We start from the raw sequence: 22,294 nt of genomic DNA, 5'->3' as shown, positions 1-22,294 counted from the left end.
ACTTAATGCAAGATACCCCAGTGCGCCACTTAAATACTCTTGCACTACACGGTATTTAAACTCTTCTGTATGTTTAGCCATTAAAAAACCCCAAAAGTTGGTGTCCAACTTTTGGGGTTCAGTTTACACATCGATACGCATTTTTTACATTGAAAAACGGCGGAAAATAAAATTAAGCTAATTGCGCCAACATTGTTTCTGCATTCGACACAGCGAAATTACCGCCTTCTTCAACATTTAAATGCTTCACTACGCCATCAACCACAACCATCGAGTAACGCTGTGAGCGAACACCCATACCAAATTTACTGAAGTCCGCATCAAGACCCAAAGCTTTGCTGAAAGCCGCATTACCATCCGCCATCATACGCACAATGCCAGTGGCTTTTTGATCTCGTCCCCAAGCACCCATCACGAAAGCATCGTTCACAGAGATGCACCAAATTTCATCCACACCCTTGGCTTTCAATGCAGCCGCGTGTTCAACATAGCCTGGCACATGTTTAGCGGAACATGTTGGTGTGTATGCACCTGGCAAGCCAAAAATCGCAATGGTTTTGCCTTTAGTGAGTTCTGCCACATCAAAAGTATTCGGCCCCAATGAACAGCCTTCTGATTCAACTTCGATAAATTCGGCCAAACTGCCTGCAGGTAATTTGTCGCCAACGTTGATGCTCATAGTGAACTCCCTAAAAATTAAAAAATAAATTCTCGCCTAATCCATGTTGGATAAAGGGAAGTTTGCAAGTATGCCCTAAACGACATTTTTTTGCAGAAAGCAAAACGCCAGTCAAATGACTGGCGTTTTTTGATACCAAACTAGCTAGCTTGAGTAACTAATCGCTATTTATCCTACATAGCGTGACGAATTAGTCCGCTTGCTTACGTAAAAATGCTGGAATGTCATAAGTTTCCATTCCATTTTTTTCTAAAGCACGAACTTGTTCCGTTGCAGAATGACGCCATACTGCTGGCTTCGTCAAACTATCAAAACCTGCATTGACAGACGTTGTTGTCTTGCTCGCTGTGGTTGCCATTGCAGGACTTGCCATCATGACTGGCTCATCATGCGTTCCAGTACGTAACATTGGCGTTTGCACTAACTGAATATTTTTCTTGCCACGACCTAGACCTGTAGCAACGACGGTGACACGAATCTCGTCACCCATCGCATCATCATAAGCAATACCTTGCGCAATCGAAGCGTCTGGTGCAGCAAATGCGCGCACAGCGGCCATAACTTCTTTAATTTCTTTACCTTTTAATCCGCGGCTTGCAGTCACATTGACCAATACGCCACGTGCGCCAGACAAGTCGATGCCGTCTAACAAAGGAGATGCGACTGCTTGTTCGGCAGCGATACGGGCGCGATCAACACCAGATGCGGTCGCAGTTCCCATCATTGCCTTACCTTGTTCACCCATGATCGTTTTCACGTCATTGAAGTCGACATTAATATGGCCTGGAACATTGATGATCTCTGCGATGCCAGCAACTGCATTATTCAACACGTTGTCTGCATGACCTAACCACTCAATCATGCTGTCATCTTCGTAAATTTCTTCGAGCTTTTCATTCAAGATGATGATCAAAGAATCGACATGTTTCGATAAAGCTTCCAAACCTTCGTCAGCGATATCCATGCATTTCTTACCTTCGTAAGAAAAAGGCTTAGAAACTACCGCTACGGTTAACGCGCCTTGTTCTTTCGCAATTTGTGCGACCACAGGTGCGGCACCAGTACCGGTTCCGCCACCCATACCAGCAGCGATGAATACCATGTGTGCGCCACGTAATGCATCTTCGATGCGCGTGCGAGATTCTTCTGCGAGCTGACGACCTACTTCAGGCTTCATGCCAGCACCTAAACCAGTTTCACCAATCTGAATCACATTATGTGCACCAGATTGTGTCAATGCCTGCGCATCCGTGTTTGCAGCAATGAACTCAACACCAGAAACACCTTTGTTAATCATATGCTGAACGGCATTACCACCAGCGCCACCGACACCAACCACTTTGATCACTGTGCCTTGCGTAGCGTTATCAACCATATCGAACTCCATCATGAATCCCCCTTGTAGGCAGTTTTCAGTCGCTAATCCTCACACGATGTGATGCCTAGCGAATGAAAACTGTATTTCGCAACATTATAAAATGATTGCAGCAAATTGTAGTAAAAAATATGCTGCAAATCGCCTCATTTCATCTATAAAGAAACACTATTTTTCAAAACTAAAAATGGAATTAGAAATTCCCTTGAAACCACTCCTTCATACGCTGCCAAACTGCGCTTGCCGAACCTGCTTGGCGCGTCACAATATGACCTCGTAAGTACTGCTTCTTCGCTTCCAACAACAAACCTAAAACGGTGGCGTAACGCGGGCTTCGCACCACATCTGCTAACTGTCCCGAATAGGCCGGCATACCCAATCGTGCTGGCTTCAGAAAAATATCCTCTGCCATCTCCACCATTCCTTGCATAGTAGAAGAGCCGCCGGTTAACACGATGCCCGAGGACAGCACATCTTCATAACCGGACTCACGTACTACTTGATGAACCAATGCGAATAATTCTTCAACGCGTGGCTCGATTACGGCGGCCAAAGCTTGGCGCGATAAAGAACGTGGGCCGCGATCACCAAGACCGGGCACTTCCAAACTGTCTGCCGGATCTGCCAACACTTGTTTCGCAACACCGAAACGAATCTTGATTTCTTCTGCTTCGGAAGTTGGCGTGCGCAAGGCCATCGCAATGTCATTGGTGATTTGATCGCCAGCAATCGGAATCACCGCGGTATGTCGAATCGAACCTTCGCTGAACACCGCAACATCGGTGGTGCCGCCGCCAATATCAATCAAGACCACACCCAGCTCTTTTTCATCATTCGTCAACACCGCATCAGCTGATGCCATTGGTTGCAAAATCAAATCCGACACTTCGAGCCCACAGCGACGCACGCACTTAACGATATTTTGTACCGCAGACACGGCGCCAGTCACAATGTGTACTTTGACTTCTAATCGAATGCCGCTCATGCCGATCGGCTCGCGCACGTCATCTTGGCTATCGACGATGAACTCTTGCGGCAAAGTGTGTAGCAATTGCTGGTCGGTTGGAATATTCACTGCCTTCGCGGTTTCAATCACACGCGAAACGTCGGCTGCAGTCACTTCCTTATCCTTAATCGCGACCATCCCACTAGAATTAAAACTGCGGATATGACTACCAGCAATACCGGTATAGACAGTACGAATTTTGCAGTCAGCCATCAATTCCGCTTCTTCCAACGCGCGCTGAATTGATTCCACGGTCGCTTCAATATTCACGACCACGCCTTTCTTTAAACCTTTTGACTCATGCTGACCCAAACCAATCACCTCATGACGTCCATCTGGCATCACTTCAGCAACAACCGCCACAATTTTCGAAGTGCCGATATCGAGGCCAACGATTAGGTTCTTTGCGTCTTTTGTCATAGTCTTCCACTTACTTATTTAAAGTATTCATTCTCGTATGTGAAGTTGACACTATTGGTCAACTCCTACTTACCACCATATTTTGTGACCTAGCTCAAGCGTCGCATCTCTATTACCCGGCTCTGCCACTCAACTATTCACATCACTACCTACTTACAATTCCAGCTATTCACGTTATTTAGAACTAGCTTTGTTCTTGATACCAAAACTACCGGTACTTGATTGCAAAGCCAATCCATTCGGATAGCGCATATCAACGCTAATAATCTTGTCCTGCAAACGCGTAACCAACTGCGGATAGACCTTAATCAACTGATCGACGCGACGTTTCAATCCGCCTTGATCCTGTACTTTCCCTAACTCCACGCGCAGACCATTATTTAGCACAACAGTCCAAGCATATCGGCTTGAGTAAGACACCGCTTCCGGCTCGAGATTGATACTGGAAAACCAATCTCTAAATTGCCGATATTGCGCAACCACTTCTCGCTCACTTCCGTCGGGTCCAATCAAACCAACCAACTCAGTGTCTTCTTCCGCTTCTGCTAAGTTCGCCGTAAATACATCGCCTGCGGTGGAAATTAATCGTCCGTCATCACCCCAGGTTCCCAGTACCTCATGCTCTTCTAATGCAACCAATAATTTATCTGGCCACACTCTTTGCACACTCGCTTTTCTTACCCAAGGTACAGATTCAAATGCCAATCTCACCTGGTCCAAATTCGTCGTAAAAAAATTTCCTTTAATCTTTGGTATTGCTTGATCACGGATCGCCAATGCGTTCACATGTCTCAATTCTTTTTGCTGACTGCCCTCGACTCGTACCGTCTGCAATGAAAATACTGGTCGTTGAATTACCCACCAAATTCCAGACGCAAGCAAAATCAACAACACCAAACCAAACAAGGCATTAGCGATTGCATTGAGCAGCTTTGCGTCATGCCACATAAACTCGGTTTCTACTTTCTAAGTGAAAATTACTTGGAGTCAGTCGCGATCTTCAACCGCGCTGTCTTCAAAATTTCTACACACACATCTTCATAGCTCATACCCGCCGCCTTCGCTGCCATAGGAACTAAAGAATGCCCCGTCATACCCGGCGAGGTATTAATCTCGATCAAAAATGGTTTGTTATCACTTGCACGTAACAGCACATCAATGCGCGCCCATCCCTCACAATTAACCGCACGATACGCTTCCTCACACATCGTTTTAATCTCTTGAGTCAAAGCTTCATCTATTGGTGCTGGACACAAATACTTAGTATCGTCAGTAAAATATTTGTTTTGATAATCATAATTACCATCTGGCGCGACAATTTCAATCAGCGGCAAGGCATACGCTCCCGCTCCACGTCCTAATACCGCAACTGTAAGTTCACGTCCCTGAATAAATTCTTCTGCCAATACTTCTTCATCAAAAGTCGCGGCTAATTGATACGCACTTGGCAGTGCGTCCGCGCTAGTGACTTTGGTAATGCCGATAGTCGAACCTTCATGTGGTGGTTTGACGATCAAAGGCAATCCTAAATTTTCAACTACTTGAGCTAAATCGGTATTCCCATTTAACACTGCGTACTTAGGCGTAGTTAAACCATGATATAGCCAGATTTTTTTTGTAAAAATCTTATCCATTGCTACCGATGAAGCCATCACTCCGCTACCGGTGTAAGGAATACCTAACTGTTCCAAAGCACCTTGCAAACTACCATCTTCACCGTAACGACCATGTAATGCGATAAATACGCGATCAAATTTTTCCGCTGCAAGTTCTGCCAAACTACGTTCGGCTGGATCAAAACCATGTGCGTCTACACCCCGACTTTTTAAGGCGTTCAACACGCCTGTGCCAGACATCATCGACACTTCGCGCTCTGCTGAGCGGCCGCCAAATAACACACCTACTTTGCCAAGTTCTTTCATTTCTTCATCATCCAATTTAATAAGTTTTCGCGTGAGTTTTTTTGACCTGCTTATTTACCCGCTAGTTTTGCTGGCACTGAACTAATCGAGCCAGCTCCCATCACGATTAAGACATCCCCATCACGTAACATTTGACGCAATGCTTCGGGCATGTCTTGCATGTTCTCCACAAAAATCGGTTCAACTTTTCCCAATACGCGTAATGCTCTGGTCATCGCACGACCATCCGCCGCAACAATAGGCGCTTCGCCTGCCGCATACACTTCTGCCAATACCACCGCATCGGCAGTCGACATCACTTTTACAAAATCTTCAAACAAATCACGTGTGCGGGTATAACGATGCGGTTGAAACGCCAGTACCAAACGACGATTCGGATAAGCACCTCGCGCCGCAGCCAAAGTCGCAGCCATTTCTACTGGGTGATGTCCATAATCATCGACCAAAGCAAAACTACCACCACCTTGCAATGCGATTTCACCATATCGGGTAAAGCGGCGACCAACACCATTAAATTCACTCAAGGCTTTTTGTGTCGCACTGTCTTCCACCCCAACTTCACGCGCAATTGCGATCGCGGCACAGGCATTTTGTACATTGTGCATACCGGGTTGATTCAAGCTCACTTGCATATCAGCGTAACCCTTTTGCACGACGGTGAAATGCATCTTGCCATTTGCTGCGCTAGCATTAATTGCCCGCACTTCCGCTTCTTCATGGAAGCCGTAAGTCACAATCGTCTTGGTGATTCTCGGCATGATTTCACGGATATTAGGATCATCCATACATAACATCGCAACGCCATAAAATGGCAAACGCAAAGTGAAATCAACGAAAGCTTGTTTCAATTTGGCGAAGTCATGGTCATAGGTTTCCATGTGATCTGCATCGATATTCGTAATGACTTCAATGACAGGTAACAAATTCAGAAACGATGCGTCGGACTCATCCGCTTCCGCGACGATGTATTGACCACTACCCAGTTTCGCATTTGCCCCGGCACTATTGAGCAATCCACCAATCACAAAAGTTGGATCTAAACCGCCTTCAGCCAAAATACTCGCGACCAAGCTAGTGGTGGTAGTCTTGCCATGCGTACCTGCAATCGCGATACCACTTTTTAAGCGCATTAACTCCGTCAACATCAATGCACGTGGCACGATAGGGATGTGTTTTTCACGTGCTGCGATCACTTCCGGATTATCTGCTTTGACTGCTGTCGAAGTCACAACCGCATCAGCACCTTCGATATTTTCTGCTGCATGACCTACCGTCACTTTTGCACCCAAACTCGCTAAGCGTTGTGAAGCGGCATTGCTGCTTAAATCGGATCCAGAAATGACATAGCCTAGATTCAATAGCACTTCAGCGATGCCGCTCATACCTGAGCCACCGATACCGACAAAATGTAAGTGCTTTACTTTATGTTTCATATTTCTCTCATTGAACCTAATTATTTTCTGCTTGATTTCTACTGATTCTTTTTCATTTACTGCGCAAGATCTTCTAATATCTTGGCTATCGTTTGATTGGCATCGCGTTTTCCCATTTGGTATGCCGCTTGTGCCATTTGCAAACAGCGTTCACGCTGCATGCTTAGAATCAATTCTACTAAACGCGATGCCGTCAACTCGGTTTGCGGTAAATGAATCGCACCACCGGCCTGACTCAACCACTCCGCATTCGCTTTTTGATGCGAGGTACTAGATGCCACCAGTGGCACTAAGATACTAGCGACACCAACCGCTGTTAATTCCGATACCGTAATCGCACCAGCACGACAAATCACCAAATCTGCATCGGCATAACGACGTGGCATATCGTGAATAAAATCTAAAACTTCTGCTTGTACATTTTGTGCTGCGTAGCGTTGGCGCAAAACTTCCACATGTTGCTTACCTGATTGGTGAGTTACCTGTGGACGTTGATCTGCTGGGATTAAAGCCAACGCATCAGGAACTGCTTCATTCAATGCACGCGCCCCTAAACTTCCACCAACGACTAAAATTTTCAATGGTCCTGCGTGTTGAGCGTATCGTTCTTGTGGCAATCCAAGTGCAGTAATTTCACGGCGAATTGGATTACCTGTAAAAACAAATTTTTGCTCTTGCATAGGGGCATTTGAAGGCAAGCCAAACATCAATTTGTTTGCAAATAACTTCAACGCCTTATTTGATAACAACAAAGGTGCATCCGCATTCATCAACACCAAAGGCTTTCCAAACACCGCGCTACTCACACCACCGGGGACCGTCACATAACCGCCCATGCCTAACACCACATCCGGTTGACGCTTGCGCACAATCTGCAAGCATGAAAAAAAGCTAGCAAATAACTTAAATGCGCCACTGATACTATGTTTTAAACCTTTACCGCGCAGTCCAGTAAAGTCCAACTGATCCATAGCAATGCCATGCTTGGCGACAATCTCACCTTCCATGCCCGTTTTGGTTCCTAACCACGAAACGCTCCAACCACGTTGCTGCATTTCCGCAGCGATCGCGAGACCTGGAAAGATATGCCCGCCAGTTCCTGCGGCCATAATCAATAGATGTTTTTTCTTATTTTGCACAGCTACATCTTTACTTGTCATATCCGTCCCCCACGCATCATCAAACGATTTTCATAATCGATTCTGAGCAACAGGGTTAGACCGATACAGTTAATCAAAACACCGCTACCGCCATAACTCATTAATGGCAAAGTCAAACCTTTGGTTGGTAACAGACCCAAGTTCACACCCATATTGATAAAGGTTTGTATGCCTATCCAAATACCGATGCCTTTTGCTGTCAATCCAGCGAAAGTCGCGTCTAACACTATCGCTTGTCGGCCAATTTCAAATGCGCGTTTAACGATCCAATAAAATAAATAGATCACTACCGCGACACCAACAAAACCAAGCTCCTCGCCAATCACTGCCAGCAAAAAATCCGTATGCGCTTCTGGTAAGTAATGCAGTTTTTCCACGCTGGCACCTAAACCGACACCAAATAATTCGCCACGACCGAATGCAATCAACGAATGTGTCAACTGATAAGCTTTACCCAGAGCATTGTCTTCTTCGAACGGATTCAGATAAGCAAAAATACGTTCACGTCGCCACGGCGATAGCAAAATAACCGATGTAAAAATACCGACCAGGGCCGCTGCGATACCGCCGAACCAAACGCCGTTGATGCCACCTAAAAACAAAATCCCCATCGCGATACAAACAATCACACCAAACGCACCAAGATCAGGTTCAAGCAATAACAACAAACCTAACACCGCAACCGTAATCATCATCGGCAAGAAGCCTTTGGTCAGTTTGTGCATAAACTCTTGTTTGCGCACCGTATAGTCCGCCGCATATAACACCATGAACAACTTCATCATTTCTGATGGCTGCACATTAAATACTTTTAAAGATATCCAACGCTTCGCACCGTTGACGCCTTTACCGATACCTGGAACCAAAACCAATACCAACAAAACCAGCGTTGCAATGAATAGATAGGGCGCCAATCTTTGCCAATCTTCTACCCGCAAACGAAACACAATAAAACTCGCCAAGATCGATACCGTGACGAACATCGCTTGTCGGACTAAAAAATGATTATTTTTGTAGTTCGCATACTTCGGCGAATCAGGTAAAGAGATCGAGGCGGAATACACCATCACCATCCCAAATACCATCAAAATCAAAGTCACCCAAACTAAAGCTTGATCGTATTCCATCATTTTTGAACGCTGAGCAAAATGCGTAGCATTCTGGCTGCTACCAGAAGAACGCCATAGGTTCAAATTGAGGAATAGCTGCTTCATCAGCAAATCTCTCCACGACTCAATGCAACTTCACGTACTGCGTCGATAAATACTTGTGCGCGATGCGCGTAATTTTTAAACATATCTAAACTTGCGCAGGCAGGCGACAATAAAACGATGTCCCCTTCTTGCGCCATTTCACTTGCTTGTGCCACCGCAGCTTCCAAACTAGTAAAACTTTGCATCGCTACCGCGGTCACATTTAAAGCAGATTGAATCTCAGCAGCATCTTTACCAATCAATAGCACTGACTTCACATAGCGAGACACAGGCGCAGCTAAAGAACTGAAATCTTGACCCTTGCCGTCTCCACCCGCAATCAAAATAATTCTGGGAGCACTACCACCATTCTCCTCGCCCAAACCCTTCAGCGCTGCAACCGTTGCGCCAACATTGGTGCCTTTACTATCGTCAAAATAATCAACGCCACCGATTGTCGTTACCAATTCGACGCGATGCGGCTCACCTTTATATTCACGCAATGCGTGCAATAAAGGCGCGAGCGGCAAGCCTATGCCGCGACACAAAGCCAATGCAGCGAGCGCATTGCTGGCATTATGTTGTCCACGAATTTTCAATGCATCGGCTGGCATCAAACGCGTAATCGTGACTGGAACTTCTGCCACGTCTTTTTTGCGTTTACGCGAACTTATTTGCTCATCCTCGTCCGCGTTTGCTACCGCCAACCAAGTCATGCCTTGATCATGTAACAAGCCAAATTCAGCATCATGCTGCGGCGCTGTGCAAGAGAAACTCACAATCTGCGCATTTGGACGACGCATCGCCATCACTTGTTCATCATCGCGATTCAAGACTTGTACGGTGCTCGCTCCAAAAATTTTTGCTTTATCAGCGCAATAATTTTTCATATCGCCATGCCAATCCAAATGATCTTGGCTCACGTTGAGTACCGTCGCCACATCGGGATTCAAGCTGATATTGGTATGCAACTGGAAGCTCGACAATTCCAATACCCAGACTTGCGGCAGCGTCTCTGTATCTATGCAATCGCACAACACATCCAACATCGCGGGACTAATATTCCCGGCGACTTTAACTGTCAAGCCGGCGCGTGCGCAGAGTTGGCCAGTTAAACTCGTTACCGTAGTCTTACCATTAGTACCCGTGATCGCGATTACTTTAGGAAGATAATGATTTTGTTCCTTGAGTTCAGCTAAAGCTTGTGCGAACAATTCCAGCTCGCCCCAAATCGGAATATCTTTTTCTTGCGCAACTTGTGTAATGACTTGAAGTTCACCGTCTGGTGCTAAGCCGGGACTAACAACGACCAAATCGACACCTTCAACGTGTGCAGCCTGTAATGGTCCACCAAAAAACTCGGCTTCTGGCGCAAGTTCTTTTAACGCAGATAGGCGATCTGGATTGGTACGCGTATCAAGCACACGCAAACGCGCGCCACAACGCTGCAACCAACGCGCCATCGCCAAGCCAGATTCTCCTAGCCCTACGATCAATATTTGCTTGTCCAAGAACATCGTATTCATCAGCAGCATTTCCAATTCATTTTTTCGCTTTTACGTAGTGTCGTGCCATCAACGCAGCTTCAATGAGGCTAAGCCCAAGAGCACTAACAACATCGTGATAATCCAAAAACGCACCACTACTTGCGTTTCCTTCCAACCTTTTTGTTCAAAATGATGATGCAGCGGTGCCATCAAAAATAGTCGCTTTCCAACACCATATTTTCTTTTGGTAAATTTGAAGTACAGCACTTGCAACATCACCGAGAATGTCTCCACCACAAAGATGCCGCCCATGATGAACAACACGACCTCTTGACGAACAATGACTGCCACAGTACCAAGCGCACCACCTAAGGCCAAGGCACCAACATCTCCCATAAATACTTGTGCTGGATGCGCGTTAAACCAGAGAAATGCCAATCCTGCCCCCGCCATCGCACCGCAGAAAATCAATAATTCGCCAGCACCTGGAATATACGGAATCAATAAATACTTTGAATAACCAGCATGACCAGTAAGATAGGCAAACAAACCCAAAGCAGAGCCAACCATAATCGTTGGCATAATCGCTAAACCGTCCAAACCGTCAGTCAGATTTACCGCATTACTGGTACCGACAATGACACAGAAAGTCAGAGCAATAAACCCCCATACACCAAGTGGATAATTAAAAGTTTTAAAGAAAGGAATAATTAAATCGGCCTTCGGTGGCAAATCCATGCTGAAGCCGGACTGTACCCAAGCGACAAATAACTCCATCACTTTGGTATTGGTTGGCGCAGAAACAGAAAAAGCCAAGTAAATCGCCGCAACAATCCCGATCAACGATTGCCAGAAAAATTTCTCGCGTGATGCCATCCCATTTGGATCGCGATAAACGACTTTACGATAATCATCGACCCAGCCAATTGCACCAAATCCCAAGGTCACAATCAATACGACCCAAACAAAACGATTACTTAAATCTGACCAAAGTAAAGTCGAGATGCCGATAGAGATCAACACCAATGCACCGCCCATGGTTGGCGTACCAGACTTAACCAAATGGGTCTGCGGGCCATCGGTACGAACCGCTTGACCAACTTTTAAACGTGTCAACATACGAATCACAGCGGGACCAGCGATCAAACCTATCGAGATCGCTGTCATTGTCGCAAACACCGCGCGAAAGGTAATGAATCCAAACACGCGGAAGAAGCCGAAGTCTTGTTTAAACAGTTCTGCCAACCAAAGCAACATAATATTTTTCCCTAATTATTTTTAATTTTTCTAATTGATTTAATGTGTTCCGGATGTCGACAAATTGGCTGTGGCATTTTCTATATTCATCAAATGCGCAACGACTCGTTCCATCTTCATAAAACGCGAGCCCTTGATCAAAATCGTATTGCCACCACCGCTGTGCTGATCTAAGTTCAATAACAGCCCAGTTAGTTCTTCGAAGTGTTGTGCACCATCGCCAAAAGCAATACTAGAGGCTTGCGCTAATGAACCAAAGGTATATAAATGTTTGATGCCTTGAGCTTTCGCGTGCAATCCAATTTCCTGATGAAAGGCTGCACCATCCGCCCCAACTTCACCCATATCGCCAAGAACCAAAGTCGTCTCTGCATTTGCTTTTGCCAATACATCAATTGCTGCTTTTACCGAATCAGGATTGGCGTTATATGTATCGTCAATTAAACGCGCTCCAGTTGCAGCTTGCTTCAATTGCAAACGTCCTGACACTGGTGCAAACGCTTGTAAGCCTTCAGCGATTTTTGTAGCTGAAATTCCGATCGCCGAACAACAAGCGGCCGCAGCTAAAGCATTCAAAACATTGTGTTGACCAGCTGCAGCAAGCTGCACTGTGATCGACTCAGACTGTATCGTCATGACGATTTCACTACCGAAATCTTGCGCAATAAAACTGCCGGACACATCAGCTTTTACCGAGTCATCATTCACCAAACCAAATGTCAGTGTCTTACGCTGCCCAGCGAATTTTTTCCAAATTTCTGTATAAGTATCGTGTGCTGGAAAAACTGCAACGCCATCAGCAGCTAAGCTTTGAATCACAGCACCATTTTCAATCGCTACCGCTTCAACGGTTTGCATAAATTCTTGGTGCTCACGTTGCGCATTGTTGACCAAACCAACACTCGCTTGCGCAATCGAGCTCAACACGGCGATCTCGCCTGGATGATTCATGCCAAGTTCAAACACGGCGGCTTGATGTTGTGCTTGCAATCTAAATACGGTCAGCGGCACTCCAATCTCATTATTCAGATTGCCTTTAGTCGAAATCATGTGCTCACTACCATATTGCGCCAACAAAATCGACGCGATCATTTCTTTGACCGTGGTCTTACCGTTACTACCAGTCACCGCAATGACAGGCAGTGTGAATTGTTGGCGCCAATATGTCGCAATCTCCGCTAATGCACGCTTTGTATCTGGAACGATCAAGGCTGGAATTGAAAAACCAGCAGGAACACGTTCTGCAATAACCGCGACAGCACCTGAGCTTGCCACCATGTTGAGAAAATCGTGAGCATCAAAAGTCTCACCTCGCAGTGCCAAAAACAGATTGCCCTGTTCAATTTTGCGACTATCGGTACTCAAGCCAAGAAAATGTGCGTCACCAATCAACTGTGCGTTGCTTACTACTTGCTGCAATTTTTTTAAAGAGGCCTTGATCAAGATGACCTCCGCATTGCGCTGTTTGTCGCCACTGTGGCTAATGCCAACAGCGCATGTTCTTCATCGGAAAAAGGCCATTTCTTTCCATGAATTTCTTGATAGTTTTCGTGGCCCTTACCAGCGATCAAAATCACATCATTTGCGTGCGCATGTTTGACTGCATATAAAATCGCGCTAGCACGATCAACGATTGCATTCGGGGTTCCCTGCATTCCTGCGAGAATATCTTGTAGAATTTTTTCTGGATCTTCTGTGCGTGGATTGTCGCTAGTGACGACTACATGTTGTGCGATCTGCGCGATCTTCCCCATTTGTGGCCGCTTTCCCGGATCACGATCACCACCGCAACCGAACACGCACCATAAACTTCCTTGACGTTCTTGCGCAATTGGCTGCAAAGCTTGTAAGGTTTTTTCTAATGCATCAGGCGTATGCGCATAATCCACTACCACCATCGCCTGCCCCTGCGAACCCAGCTGCTGCATGCGTCCTTGCACCGATGTCAGTTTTTCGATGGTCGCGATTGCACGTTCCCATGCAATCCCTTTCATCAACAACACGCCCAACACACCGAGTACGTTGCTGACATTAAAACGCCCGATCATTTGCGTCTTGACGATGCCACTACCGAACGGAGATTCGACATGGAACTGGGTGCCAATCGAGGTCGTCTTTAATTGTGAAGCGCGCAAGCTTGGCATTGCAGTTTCGCTCGCGCCATCAATACTGTAAGCCAATAACTTGAGCTCTGGCTTATTGCTTGATAATTGCTGCAGTAACTCAACACCAAATGCATCGTCGGCGTTGATCACGGCAGCGCGCAAGCCAGCCCAATCAAATAAGGCTGCTTTCGCGGCGGCATAGGCTTCCATCGTACCGTGATAATCGAGATGATCGCGCGTCAAGTTAGTGAACAAGGCGATATCGAAATGCAGCGCATTTAAGCGCCCTTGATGAACCCCAATCGAGGATGCTTCAATCGCCAAACTCTTGGCACCATTTTTCTTCAAATTAGCTAAGCGCGCTTGCAGCTGCAGTGCATCTGGCGTAGTGAAACCTGTTTCTTGCAATTGGCTCATCATGCCATCACGATAATTGCCCACACCTAAAGTACCAATCACCGCTGCTGGCGTACCTTGCATTGAAAGAGCCTTGGCGATCCACTGAGAACAAGAGGTTTTTCCATTGGTTCCGGTCACTGCAACACAGAACATATCTTGATCTGGATTGCCATACCATTGATTGGCAATCTCACCAAGCAAATCGATTAATCCGGAGACCGCTAAGTGAGGAATCGAAGTGTCGTGCGAAATTGCTGCGCCTTCTTTTTCATACACAATTGCAGCTGCGCCGCGTTCGATCGCATTCTGAATAAAGGCTCGACCATCGCCTTTACTACCCGTGATCGGAAAAGCAAAAAACACATCGCCAAGTTGAATCGCACGCGAGTCAGAAAGTAATTGCGCGTTTGGCGCATGCACTTGCAACCACTGAATAACTTCTGCGACAGCGCTAACTGCCATTGATTGATTTTTATTTTCTAAATTAGACATTACAAACTCTCCTGCACGCTAGGTTCAGGAATAATATTCATTACAGAGGAATCAGGAACGACGTTCATCGAACGCAAAACGTTTGCGGTAATCGCGGCAAACACCGGACCGGCAACCGAACCGCCGTAGTAAACACCACCACTAGGCTCATCGATCATCACCGCAACAATAATGCGCGGGTTCGACACAGGTGCAAATCCAACGAAATCGCCTATGTATTTATTCACATATTTACCGTGTTCTATCTTGTGCGCGGTACCAGTCTTTCCAGCAACGCGATAACCCGGCACGCGCGCTTGGGTAGCGGTGCCGCCCGGTTGCGTCACACTTTCGAGCATTTCCCGCATCTTCATCGCGGTCTCTTCAGAAATGATGCGAGTTCCAACCGGGGTTGCAGTTGACTGTTGAAAAGTCAAAGGAATCATGTCGCCCTTACGCGCAAAAATCATATAAGCGCGTGCGATTTGTAGCAGTGATACAGACATACCATGACCATAGCTCATCGTCGCTTGCTCAATCGGTTTCCATGTTTTGTAATTGCGCATACGTCCCGCAACCGCACCCGGAAAGCCAATATTCGGTTGTTGGCCAAATCCTAGACTAGCAAACATTTCCCACATCTCTTTTGGTGGAATTTGCAAAGCCATTTTTGCCGTACCAATGTTCGAGGATTTTTGAATCACTCCAGCGACAGTCAAGGTACCTTGTTTGTGCGCATCGTGGATAGTCGCTGAGCCAATCGTCATATGACCCGGCGCGGTTTCAATCAATGTATCCGGTTTGACTCGTCCCGTATCCAAAGCCAAAGCGACTGGAAATGGCTTCATCGTCGAACCAGGTTCAAAGGTATCTGTGATCACACGATTGCGTAGCTGCGCCCCCGTTAATACAGAACGATCATTTGGGTTATAGGTTGGTAAGTTAACTAAGGCCAAAATCTCACCAGTTTGCACATTCAACACCACAGCGCCACCTGCTTTGGCTTTAAATTTTTCAACCGCGTCTTTTAAATGTGTATAGGCGATGTATTGAATCTTGCTGTCAACCGACAATTGCATATCCTTGCCATCATGCGGTGGACGAACCGATTCAATATCTTCAACAACGCGCCCCAAACGATCTTTAATCACGCGGCGGCTACCGGTTTTGCCAGCCAGATTTTTTTCTGATGCTAGTTCGATGCCCTCTTGTCCCTTGTCCTCGACATTCGTAAAACCAACAACGTGCGCCATCACTTCGCCTTCTGGGTAAAAACGCTTGTATTCTTTTTCTGTCTTCACGCCAGCAATATTTAAAGCGAGCACCTTATCAACCAAGGCTTGCTCAGCTTGACGTTTGAGGTAAACGAACTGCTTATCCAGAACCAACTTTTTTCGTAGCTCTTGCTCAGACATATCCAGCAGCGCGGCTAATTGCGCGATCTTTTCTGGAGGTGCTTCCAACACACTTTCTGAGCTCGCCCAGATGGCTTTTACCGGCACTGACGATGCCAACACTTGTCCATGTCTATCGACAATTTTTCCACGCGTCGCAGATAATTCCAAAGTCCGAGCATAACGACTCGCGCCCTGCTTCTGCAAAAATTCGGTTGACATACCTTGCAACCAAAGTGCACGCACAATCAAAGCAACAAAAGCGATAAATAAGAAGAACAACACTAAACGTGAACGCCAAACTGGCAATTTAACTGCTAGTACAGGACTAGAAGAAAAAGAAACGCCTTTGCCAGCAGCGGTTCGTGAAGAAGGTGGTCGACTCACTTCACCACCTCCGCCGTTAAATATTGCGTGCGATCTGGTGTCACATGCGACATTTCCAACTCTTTAGATGCGACCGCTTCGATACGCGCATGTTTTCCAAATGTTGATTGATCTAACTTAAGCTGCGTCCACTCAACTTCGTATTGCTGACTGAGTGTTTGAGCGCGCTCTATTTCAATAAATAAGCGACGCGCCTGATATTGGGAATTAATCAGCGACAAGGCCGAAATTACCAACAATAAACCGAGCAATATATTCAGACGCGTACTCATTAGTTCGCTCCAATTCGTTCAGCCACACGCATAATCGCAGAACGTGCACGCGCATTACGCAGAACTTCTTGCTCAGTCGGCTTCATCCGTGAAATGAGACGCATATGCGGCTTAGGCAAATCGGCTTCCCGAATCGGAAGACGTCGATCTGGCTGCGCAACTTTCACCTTAGAAGCAAAAAATTGCTTCACGATGCGGTCTTCTAATGAATGGAAACTAATAATCGCCATTCGTGCCTCGGGCGCGAGGCTGTCGTAAGCCGCAACTAAACCGATCTCGAGGTCTTCAAGCTCTTTATTGATGAAAATCCGTATAGCTTGAAAGGTGCGAGTTGCCGGGTCTTTGCCCTTCTCGCGAGTTTTGACGGCGTGTGCGACGAGTTCGGCAAGTTGCCGAGTACTTGAAATGGACTCGCTCGCCCGGCGAGCAACAATCGCCTTTGCAATCTGAAAAGCAAACCGTTCTTCCCCATAATTTTCTATCACCTCTCTAATTTTTTGTTCATCTTCATGCGCCAACCACTCCGCAGCGGAGATACCACGCGTGGTGTCCATGCGCATATCCAAAGGCCCATCATTTCTAAAACTAAAACCGCGCTCAGCATCATCAACTTGTGGCGATGAAATCCCTAAATCCATCAACACACCATCTACGCGATCAATACCAAGATCGCTAAGCGCTGTGTGCATATCTGCAAAACTTTCATGCACAATAGAAAAACGTGGATCGAGAATTTGCTCAGCATTAGCGATTGCGTAAGGATCTTTATCAAAAGCAATCAAGCGACCTTGCGGCCCGAGCTGACTGAGTATTTTGCGACTATGACCACCACGCCCAAATGTGCCATCGACATACACACCGTTGATACGCGCACCCTGAATATTGAGAGCGTCTACAGCCTCATCCAGTAACACCGTATGGTGAATCAGCTCGCTCGGAGTAGTAACAGTCATGATGCTCGGTTAAAAAGAAAAATTACTTAAAGCATCAGGCATACCGTCGGCAATTGCCTTGGCTTCATTTTCGGCGAGCTTATTCGCATCCCAAATTTCGAAATGCGATCCCATACCCAGCAACATGACATCACGCTGCATTCCAACTGCATTGCGCAGTTCTGGCGCGACCAAGATACGACCACTGCCATCCATCTCAACGTCGCAGGCATTACCTAACAAAATACGTTGATAGGCGCGTGCTGCCATAGGCCAAGCAGCAATTTGCTCGCGATGCGATTCCCAAGTTGGACGGGGAAACAATAATAGACAGCCATCAGGGTGGCGAGTTAGGGTTACACGACCTTCGCATTGCACATTTAAGGCGTCACGATGCTTAGCAGGAATAGACATCCTACCTTTCGCATCGAGATTAAGTGCAGAGGCGCCTTGGAACACTAGATAACCCTAAATTTGGAGTAATGATCATTAATTTGTGCTGAAAAATATTTTGTGAATTTACGCCACAAAAAAACACTTTTTCACACTTTTCCCCACTTTAGTGGATCGCTTGAGCATGGTCAAGCGAATTTACGCAGGAAAATGCGAAATAAATGAATAAAGTCAATGACTTAGCGCAACTAGTTAAACCAGAAAAATGGAGAATATCCCAATAAATTAGGGACTTACAAAAGATAGTGAAAGTAGGACATTACATATACTCATGTGTTTAGCCCTAGCAAGACCATCAGCAAAATGCCGAATGAAAAGCGACAGTTTGTCACTTAAAGAGAAATGATTTCTTTTGAATAATATTTAAAGTGACGCGTCAAATGAAGAATCAAGCGATCAACAGCAAGTGTACGATGGCCATAATTAACTGACGAAGACAAGTACGCCGAACACAGCTAACTACCAATATTATCCGCAAGTTAAAAAATTATCAGCGACACGAATAAAACCCTTCAAATCTGCTACGGGCGATTGCAACCCGTAGCGCAAATTGAAGTCAATTTAGACTGAATTAGCGATTTTTATGACAAATTAGTACTTTCCAGCAAAACCATAAACTCTTCAAAAGGGAGGGCTTTGGAGAAGTAAAAGCCTTGATATTCATCGCATGAGCAGGACATCAAGGTATCAAGCTGAGTGACGTTTTCCACGCCTTCTGCAACCACCTTCAATCCCAAGGTCTTTGCCATCGCCACAATCGCTAACACGATTGCCGTGTCATTGGCATCTGCTGGCATATCTTGAATGAAGGAGCGATCAATTTTTAAGCTATTCACTGGGAAACGTTTTAAGTAAGCCAAGGATGAATAACCCGTACCAAAATCATCGATCGACAAAGTGTAGCCAGCCGCGTTTAAACCATCCATGTGCGCAATTGCTTGCTCATGATTGTTCATGACCATGCTTTCTGTGATTTCGAATTCTATACTTTCTGGCGTAATCTTCCAGAATTCCGTTACCTTTTGCAGCTCGTCTAACAAAAACGGATCGTTAAACTGCGCGCCAGACAGGTTTATCGCCACTCTGCCAAATGCGCCGTAAGCCATTTCCATTTGTGCGATATCTCGGCACACAATATCCAAAACTTGCAAACCCATTTTGCCTATCATGCCAGCTTCTTCTGCCAAACCAATAAATTGCGTTGGTAAAACGATGCCATTCTCTGGATGGTTCCAACGAATTAAGGCTTCTGCACCGACAATTTTTCCACTTAAGACACTGACCTTTGGTTGGTAGAACACCACGAACTCACGGTTCTCCAATGCACGCCGTAATTGCGCTTCAAACGACAATCGTTCTATCGTGTGCACATTCATATGCGCATCATAGAATTGGTAATTATTCTTACCCTTATGCTTGGCACGATACATTGCAATCTCTGAATTTTTCATCAGAATTTGCGCGTCTATACCATCCTCTGGATAAACAGCGATCCCGATACTGGCACTAATTTGCAATTCTTGCCCATTGATCTCAAATGGCGTCGCAACTACTTGCAATAATTTATCCGCAATGTCGGTTAGCTCACGCGGGGTCTTATAACGATCCAGCAATAACATAAACTCATCACCACCAACCCGCGCAATCGTGTCTGACTCAGATAAAGTTTGCCTTAATTGAGACGCAATATTGCACAGTACTTTATCGCCTTCATCATGATCGAAACTATCATTAATGGCTTTAAACCTGTCCAAATCGAGCAGCAGGACTGCTAGCGTGCCTTTGGTTGCTTCCGCGTACACCAGAGCCTTGGACAAATATTGATTGAATAAAAACCGATTCGGCAGCTTGGTCACTTCATCATAATGCGCCAGTCGAATCGCTTTTTCTTCGGCTCGCTTGCCTTCAATTGCAATACTTGAGACATCGGTCGCAATGCTAATCAAGCTCAAGTCTTCGTTACTGAGTGCGGCGGAAGACTCGGTGAATAAAGTGAATGTACCTAAAATCAAGCCCGTTTTACCCATAATCGGCCATGAACCGACTGCGGCATAATTCGCCAGCAATTTCCGTTGTGCGATAAATTCCATCGTTGGTGATTTGGGTATATCTTGCGTCCAGACTGGAATCATCTCAAGCACCGCCTCACTCCAAACACCATTACCATGACACACCGGTGCTTCATTGAGCTGTCGACGTAAGATCTCTGGAAAATGATGTCCGACCGTTTGCGTGAAAACACGCTGATCAACCGACAATAACTGCACACCACAATGCCAGTGAGGATTATTTCTTTCAACGAAATGACAGGTATCGATCAAAATCGACTCTAAGCTTTCACTACTTCCAATCAATTGCAAAAGCTGATTTTGCCCTTGTAACAATCGTTCAGCATGTTTGCGCTGTGAGATGTCACGCATCACACAAAACACCATAGGTTCGGTCGAAATCTTCACTCGACTTAAGGTAACTTCACTAAACCAATCTTTGCCACGACGGTGGGCGATCCACTCAAATTTTTGCACCTTGCCTTTAAACGCAAGATCAACAAACTTCTTAATTGACTCCGCTTTTTTCGCAGCAACGGTTGGTTGGGTGTAACGCAAATCAGCGGAGAATTCCTCAATATCGAGACTTAACAAATCGGCTTTATTATCGACCGCCAGCATATCCAATGCGTTCTGATTGCCATCAACAAAATGATAAGTTTTATCGATTAATAGAATGCCGTCTTGCGCATCTTGAAACAACAAGCGATAACGGCGCTCGCTTTCAGTCAGTTTTTCTCTCGACAATTTAAGATGATGCACTTTTTTATAGAGCAACACTGCCAGCAGCAATGTGAAAATAATCGATAAACCGGCGAATAATAAACGCTGCTCCAAGCGCTTCTGCCAATCCAGTAGGATCGTATCCAGATCTCGCCCCAATACCACTACTAGAGGAAAATCCTTCATTTTTAGATAGGTATAGCTTGTACGCTTATCCGCACCGATAAGCGCACTCTCCAAACGACCTTGCTCGTCGAAACTACTTTTCACACGCACCACCACGGCTTCGTCTGCCTCCGCTTTCAAATTCGCATGGCGCGTCATTGTTTGCACGATCACCATGCCATCTTTGTCATACAAAGAAATTTTCGCACCCGCGTCTTTTGCTACACGCTCATAAAAATCTTGAAAATAACTTAAACTAATTTCGGCCTGTACTTGCCCAATGGGCTGTCCCGTCGTAGAGAAAATATTTCGTGCTAAAGGAAGAATCGCTTGCGCTGTCTTTTTGGGAATATATGGTGAACCGAGCTGAACTGTTTTTTGGTAGGCATTAAGTGGTAAATTCAAAAATGCGATGTGATCTTGTTTGGATAAATCAGTAGGTTCAACTGGAAAGCGAGAAGACGATGCGCGTAGCTTACCTTGCTTATCAAGCACCGACAGTGCCGAGATAAACTCTGAATCACGTCGCTGAATACTTAGTATTTGGCGCAAATTCGCTTCTTCATTGAAGATTTGATCACCTTTGGTTTGCAATTCTTCTGCGGCTGCGATCGTGGCGCGACTAGCGTCGTGCAGTACGCGGTTGGCATGCTCTTCGAGAATCCTTAAATTCAGCAAACTATTTTTGTTGGCGATAGCCAAGGTTAGGCTACGGTCTTGTACGATAGACCACCAAGTTTGCCCTACAATCGCGAAAATAATGAGCAGTACGCAACTAACTAAGAGCCAAACTGGTACCTCTTTAGCTTCGTGCTTTTTAGTACTACGCACCATGCATCACCCCTTAATGAAAGATCGTATTTGTTTCTGCACAGCGCGCAAGCAAGCATACGAACAAATCTGACAAAAGCAAATAATACGAGAACTCGTGGGAACTTGGATGGGCAAGACAAAGCATCAAGTGCAACAAATTCGTAGCGAAACGCACGCAATGACTTTTGCTCCTCAGTCAC

At 45.8% G+C, this 22,294-nt stretch carries 17 protein-coding genes; all 17 read right to left on the bottom strand.

Features of this window, described 5'->3' with window-relative positions; all coding sequences use genetic code 11:
* Window positions 1-172: 172 nt before the first annotated feature.
* Window positions 173-679, bottom strand: a complete 507-nt coding sequence (locus tag KDM92_RS11945) for a peroxiredoxin (protein WP_212684670.1) — start codon at window positions 677-679, stop codon at window positions 173-175.
* Window positions 680-869: 190 nt separating this feature from the next.
* Window positions 870-2,066 carry a cell division protein FtsZ gene (gene ftsZ, locus KDM92_RS11940; RefSeq protein WP_189346349.1) on the bottom strand — a complete coding sequence of 399 codons (1,197 nt, stop codon included), beginning with the start codon at window positions 2,064-2,066 and terminating at the stop codon, window positions 870-872.
* Window positions 2,067-2,247: 181 nt separating this feature from the next.
* Entirely contained in the window at window positions 2,248-3,480 is a 1,233-nt protein-coding gene (ftsA, locus tag KDM92_RS11935; protein ID WP_189346044.1) for a cell division protein FtsA, read from the bottom strand.
* A gap of 174 nt (window positions 3,481-3,654) precedes the next feature.
* Window positions 3,655-4,428 (bottom strand): cell division protein FtsQ/DivIB, encoded by a 774-nt coding sequence (locus KDM92_RS11930; protein WP_212684669.1) that lies wholly within the window; start codon window positions 4,426-4,428, stop codon window positions 3,655-3,657.
* 29 nt (window positions 4,429-4,457) lie between these two features.
* Window positions 4,458-5,402 (bottom strand): D-alanine--D-alanine ligase, encoded by a 945-nt coding sequence (locus tag KDM92_RS11925; RefSeq protein ID WP_212684668.1) that lies wholly within the window; start codon window positions 5,400-5,402, stop codon window positions 4,458-4,460.
* Between the two features lie 50 nt (window positions 5,403-5,452).
* Complete coding sequence (murC, locus tag KDM92_RS11920) at window positions 5,453-6,835, bottom strand: UDP-N-acetylmuramate--L-alanine ligase (RefSeq protein WP_189346047.1); 1,383 nt, start codon at window positions 6,833-6,835, stop codon at window positions 5,453-5,455.
* A 56-nt stretch (window positions 6,836-6,891) separates the two neighbouring features.
* Window positions 6,892-7,995 carry an undecaprenyldiphospho-muramoylpentapeptide beta-N-acetylglucosaminyltransferase gene (gene murG / locus KDM92_RS11915; protein ID WP_212684667.1) on the bottom strand — a complete coding sequence of 368 codons (1,104 nt, stop codon included), beginning with the start codon at window positions 7,993-7,995 and terminating at the stop codon, window positions 6,892-6,894.
* Window positions 7,992-9,125 (bottom strand): putative lipid II flippase FtsW, encoded by a 1,134-nt coding sequence (ftsW, locus tag KDM92_RS11910; protein ID WP_229827250.1) that lies wholly within the window; start codon window positions 9,123-9,125, stop codon window positions 7,992-7,994. Before ftsW ends, murG begins: the two co-directional genes overlap by 4 nt.
* 83 nt (window positions 9,126-9,208) lie before the next feature.
* Window positions 9,209-10,723, bottom strand: a complete 1,515-nt coding sequence (murD, locus tag KDM92_RS11905; RefSeq protein ID WP_438947464.1) for a UDP-N-acetylmuramoyl-L-alanine--D-glutamate ligase — start codon at window positions 10,721-10,723, stop codon at window positions 9,209-9,211.
* 39 nt (window positions 10,724-10,762) lie between these two features.
* Window positions 10,763-11,932, bottom strand: a complete 1,170-nt coding sequence (gene mraY / locus KDM92_RS11900; protein ID WP_212684666.1) for a phospho-N-acetylmuramoyl-pentapeptide-transferase — start codon at window positions 11,930-11,932, stop codon at window positions 10,763-10,765.
* A 39-nt stretch (window positions 11,933-11,971) separates the two neighbouring features.
* Window positions 11,972-13,372 (bottom strand): UDP-N-acetylmuramoyl-tripeptide--D-alanyl-D-alanine ligase, encoded by a 1,401-nt coding sequence (locus KDM92_RS11895; protein ID WP_212684693.1) that lies wholly within the window; start codon window positions 13,370-13,372, stop codon window positions 11,972-11,974.
* On the bottom strand, window positions 13,372-14,928 hold the full coding sequence (locus KDM92_RS11890) for a UDP-N-acetylmuramoyl-L-alanyl-D-glutamate--2,6-diaminopimelate ligase (RefSeq protein ID WP_230408315.1): 1,557 nt from the start codon (window positions 14,926-14,928) through the stop codon (window positions 13,372-13,374). The genes KDM92_RS11895 and KDM92_RS11890 overlap by 1 nt, the downstream gene beginning before the upstream one ends.
* A complete protein-coding gene (locus tag KDM92_RS11885; protein ID WP_329603154.1) occupies window positions 14,928-16,688 on the bottom strand; it encodes a peptidoglycan D,D-transpeptidase FtsI family protein in 1,761 nt (586 codons plus the stop codon). Before KDM92_RS11885 ends, KDM92_RS11890 begins: the two co-directional genes overlap by 1 nt.
* Window positions 16,685-16,960 (bottom strand): cell division protein FtsL, encoded by a 276-nt coding sequence (ftsL, locus tag KDM92_RS11880; RefSeq protein WP_212684665.1) that lies wholly within the window; start codon window positions 16,958-16,960, stop codon window positions 16,685-16,687. The genes KDM92_RS11885 and ftsL overlap by 4 nt, the downstream gene beginning before the upstream one ends.
* Window positions 16,960-17,913 (bottom strand): 16S rRNA (cytosine(1402)-N(4))-methyltransferase RsmH, encoded by a 954-nt coding sequence (gene rsmH, locus KDM92_RS11875; protein ID WP_212684664.1) that lies wholly within the window; start codon window positions 17,911-17,913, stop codon window positions 16,960-16,962. Before rsmH ends, ftsL begins: the two co-directional genes overlap by 1 nt.
* Before the next feature lie 9 nt (window positions 17,914-17,922).
* Complete coding sequence (mraZ, locus tag KDM92_RS11870; RefSeq protein WP_189346054.1) at window positions 17,923-18,351, bottom strand: division/cell wall cluster transcriptional repressor MraZ; 429 nt, start codon at window positions 18,349-18,351, stop codon at window positions 17,923-17,925.
* Between the two features lie 575 nt (window positions 18,352-18,926).
* The gene (locus KDM92_RS11865) at window positions 18,927-22,115 is read right to left on the bottom strand and encodes a bifunctional diguanylate cyclase/phosphodiesterase (RefSeq protein WP_212684663.1); all 3,189 of its coding nucleotides are present in this window, start codon (window positions 22,113-22,115) and stop codon (window positions 18,927-18,929) included.
* Between the last annotated feature and the right edge of the window lie 179 nt (window positions 22,116-22,294).

The organism is Affinundibacterium baiyunense, assembly GCF_018139645.1.
Classification (GTDB): Bacteria; Pseudomonadota; Gammaproteobacteria; order Burkholderiales; family Burkholderiaceae_D; genus Undibacterium; species Undibacterium baiyunense.
This window is presented reverse-complemented; position numbering and strand designations above follow the sequence as displayed.

Excerpts from the sequence above, each read along its gene's own strand:
- rsmH (WP_212684664.1), bottom strand. The coding sequence starts at position 17,913 with ATGACTGTTACTACTCCGAGCGAGCTGATTCACCATACGGTGTTACTG.
- ftsZ (WP_189346349.1), bottom strand. The coding sequence starts at position 2,066 with ATGGAGTTCGATATGGTTGATAACGCTACGCAAGGCACAGTGATCAAA.
- KDM92_RS11945 (WP_212684670.1), bottom strand. The coding sequence starts at position 679 with ATGAGCATCAACGTTGGCGACAAATTACCTGCAGGCAGTTTGGCCGAA.
- ftsL (WP_212684665.1), bottom strand. The coding sequence starts at position 16,960 with ATGAGTACGCGTCTGAATATATTGCTCGGTTTATTGTTGGTAATTTCG.
- mraY (WP_212684666.1), bottom strand. The coding sequence starts at position 11,932 with ATGTTGCTTTGGTTGGCAGAACTGTTTAAACAAGACTTCGGCTTCTTC.
- ftsW (WP_229827250.1), bottom strand. The coding sequence starts at position 9,125 with ATGATGGAATACGATCAAGCTTTAGTTTGGGTGACTTTGATTTTGATG.
- ftsA (WP_189346044.1), bottom strand. The coding sequence starts at position 3,480 with ATGACAAAAGACGCAAAGAACCTAATCGTTGGCCTCGATATCGGCACT.
- murG (WP_212684667.1), bottom strand. The coding sequence starts at position 7,995 with ATGACAAGTAAAGATGTAGCTGTGCAAAATAAGAAAAAACATCTATTG.
- KDM92_RS11925 (WP_212684668.1), bottom strand. The coding sequence starts at position 5,402 with ATGAAAGAACTTGGCAAAGTAGGTGTGTTATTTGGCGGCCGCTCAGCA.
- KDM92_RS11865 (WP_212684663.1), bottom strand. The coding sequence starts at position 22,115 with ATGGTGCGTAGTACTAAAAAGCACGAAGCTAAAGAGGTACCAGTTTGG.
- murD (WP_438947464.1), bottom strand. The coding sequence starts at position 10,723 with ATGCTGCTGATGAATACGATGTTCTTGGACAAGCAAATATTGATCGTA.
- murC (WP_189346047.1), bottom strand. The coding sequence starts at position 6,835 with ATGAAACATAAAGTAAAGCACTTACATTTTGTCGGTATCGGTGGCTCA.
- KDM92_RS11930 (WP_212684669.1), bottom strand. The coding sequence starts at position 4,428 with ATGTGGCATGACGCAAAGCTGCTCAATGCAATCGCTAATGCCTTGTTT.
- KDM92_RS11890 (WP_230408315.1), bottom strand. The coding sequence starts at position 14,928 with ATGTCTAATTTAGAAAATAAAAATCAATCAATGGCAGTTAGCGCTGTC.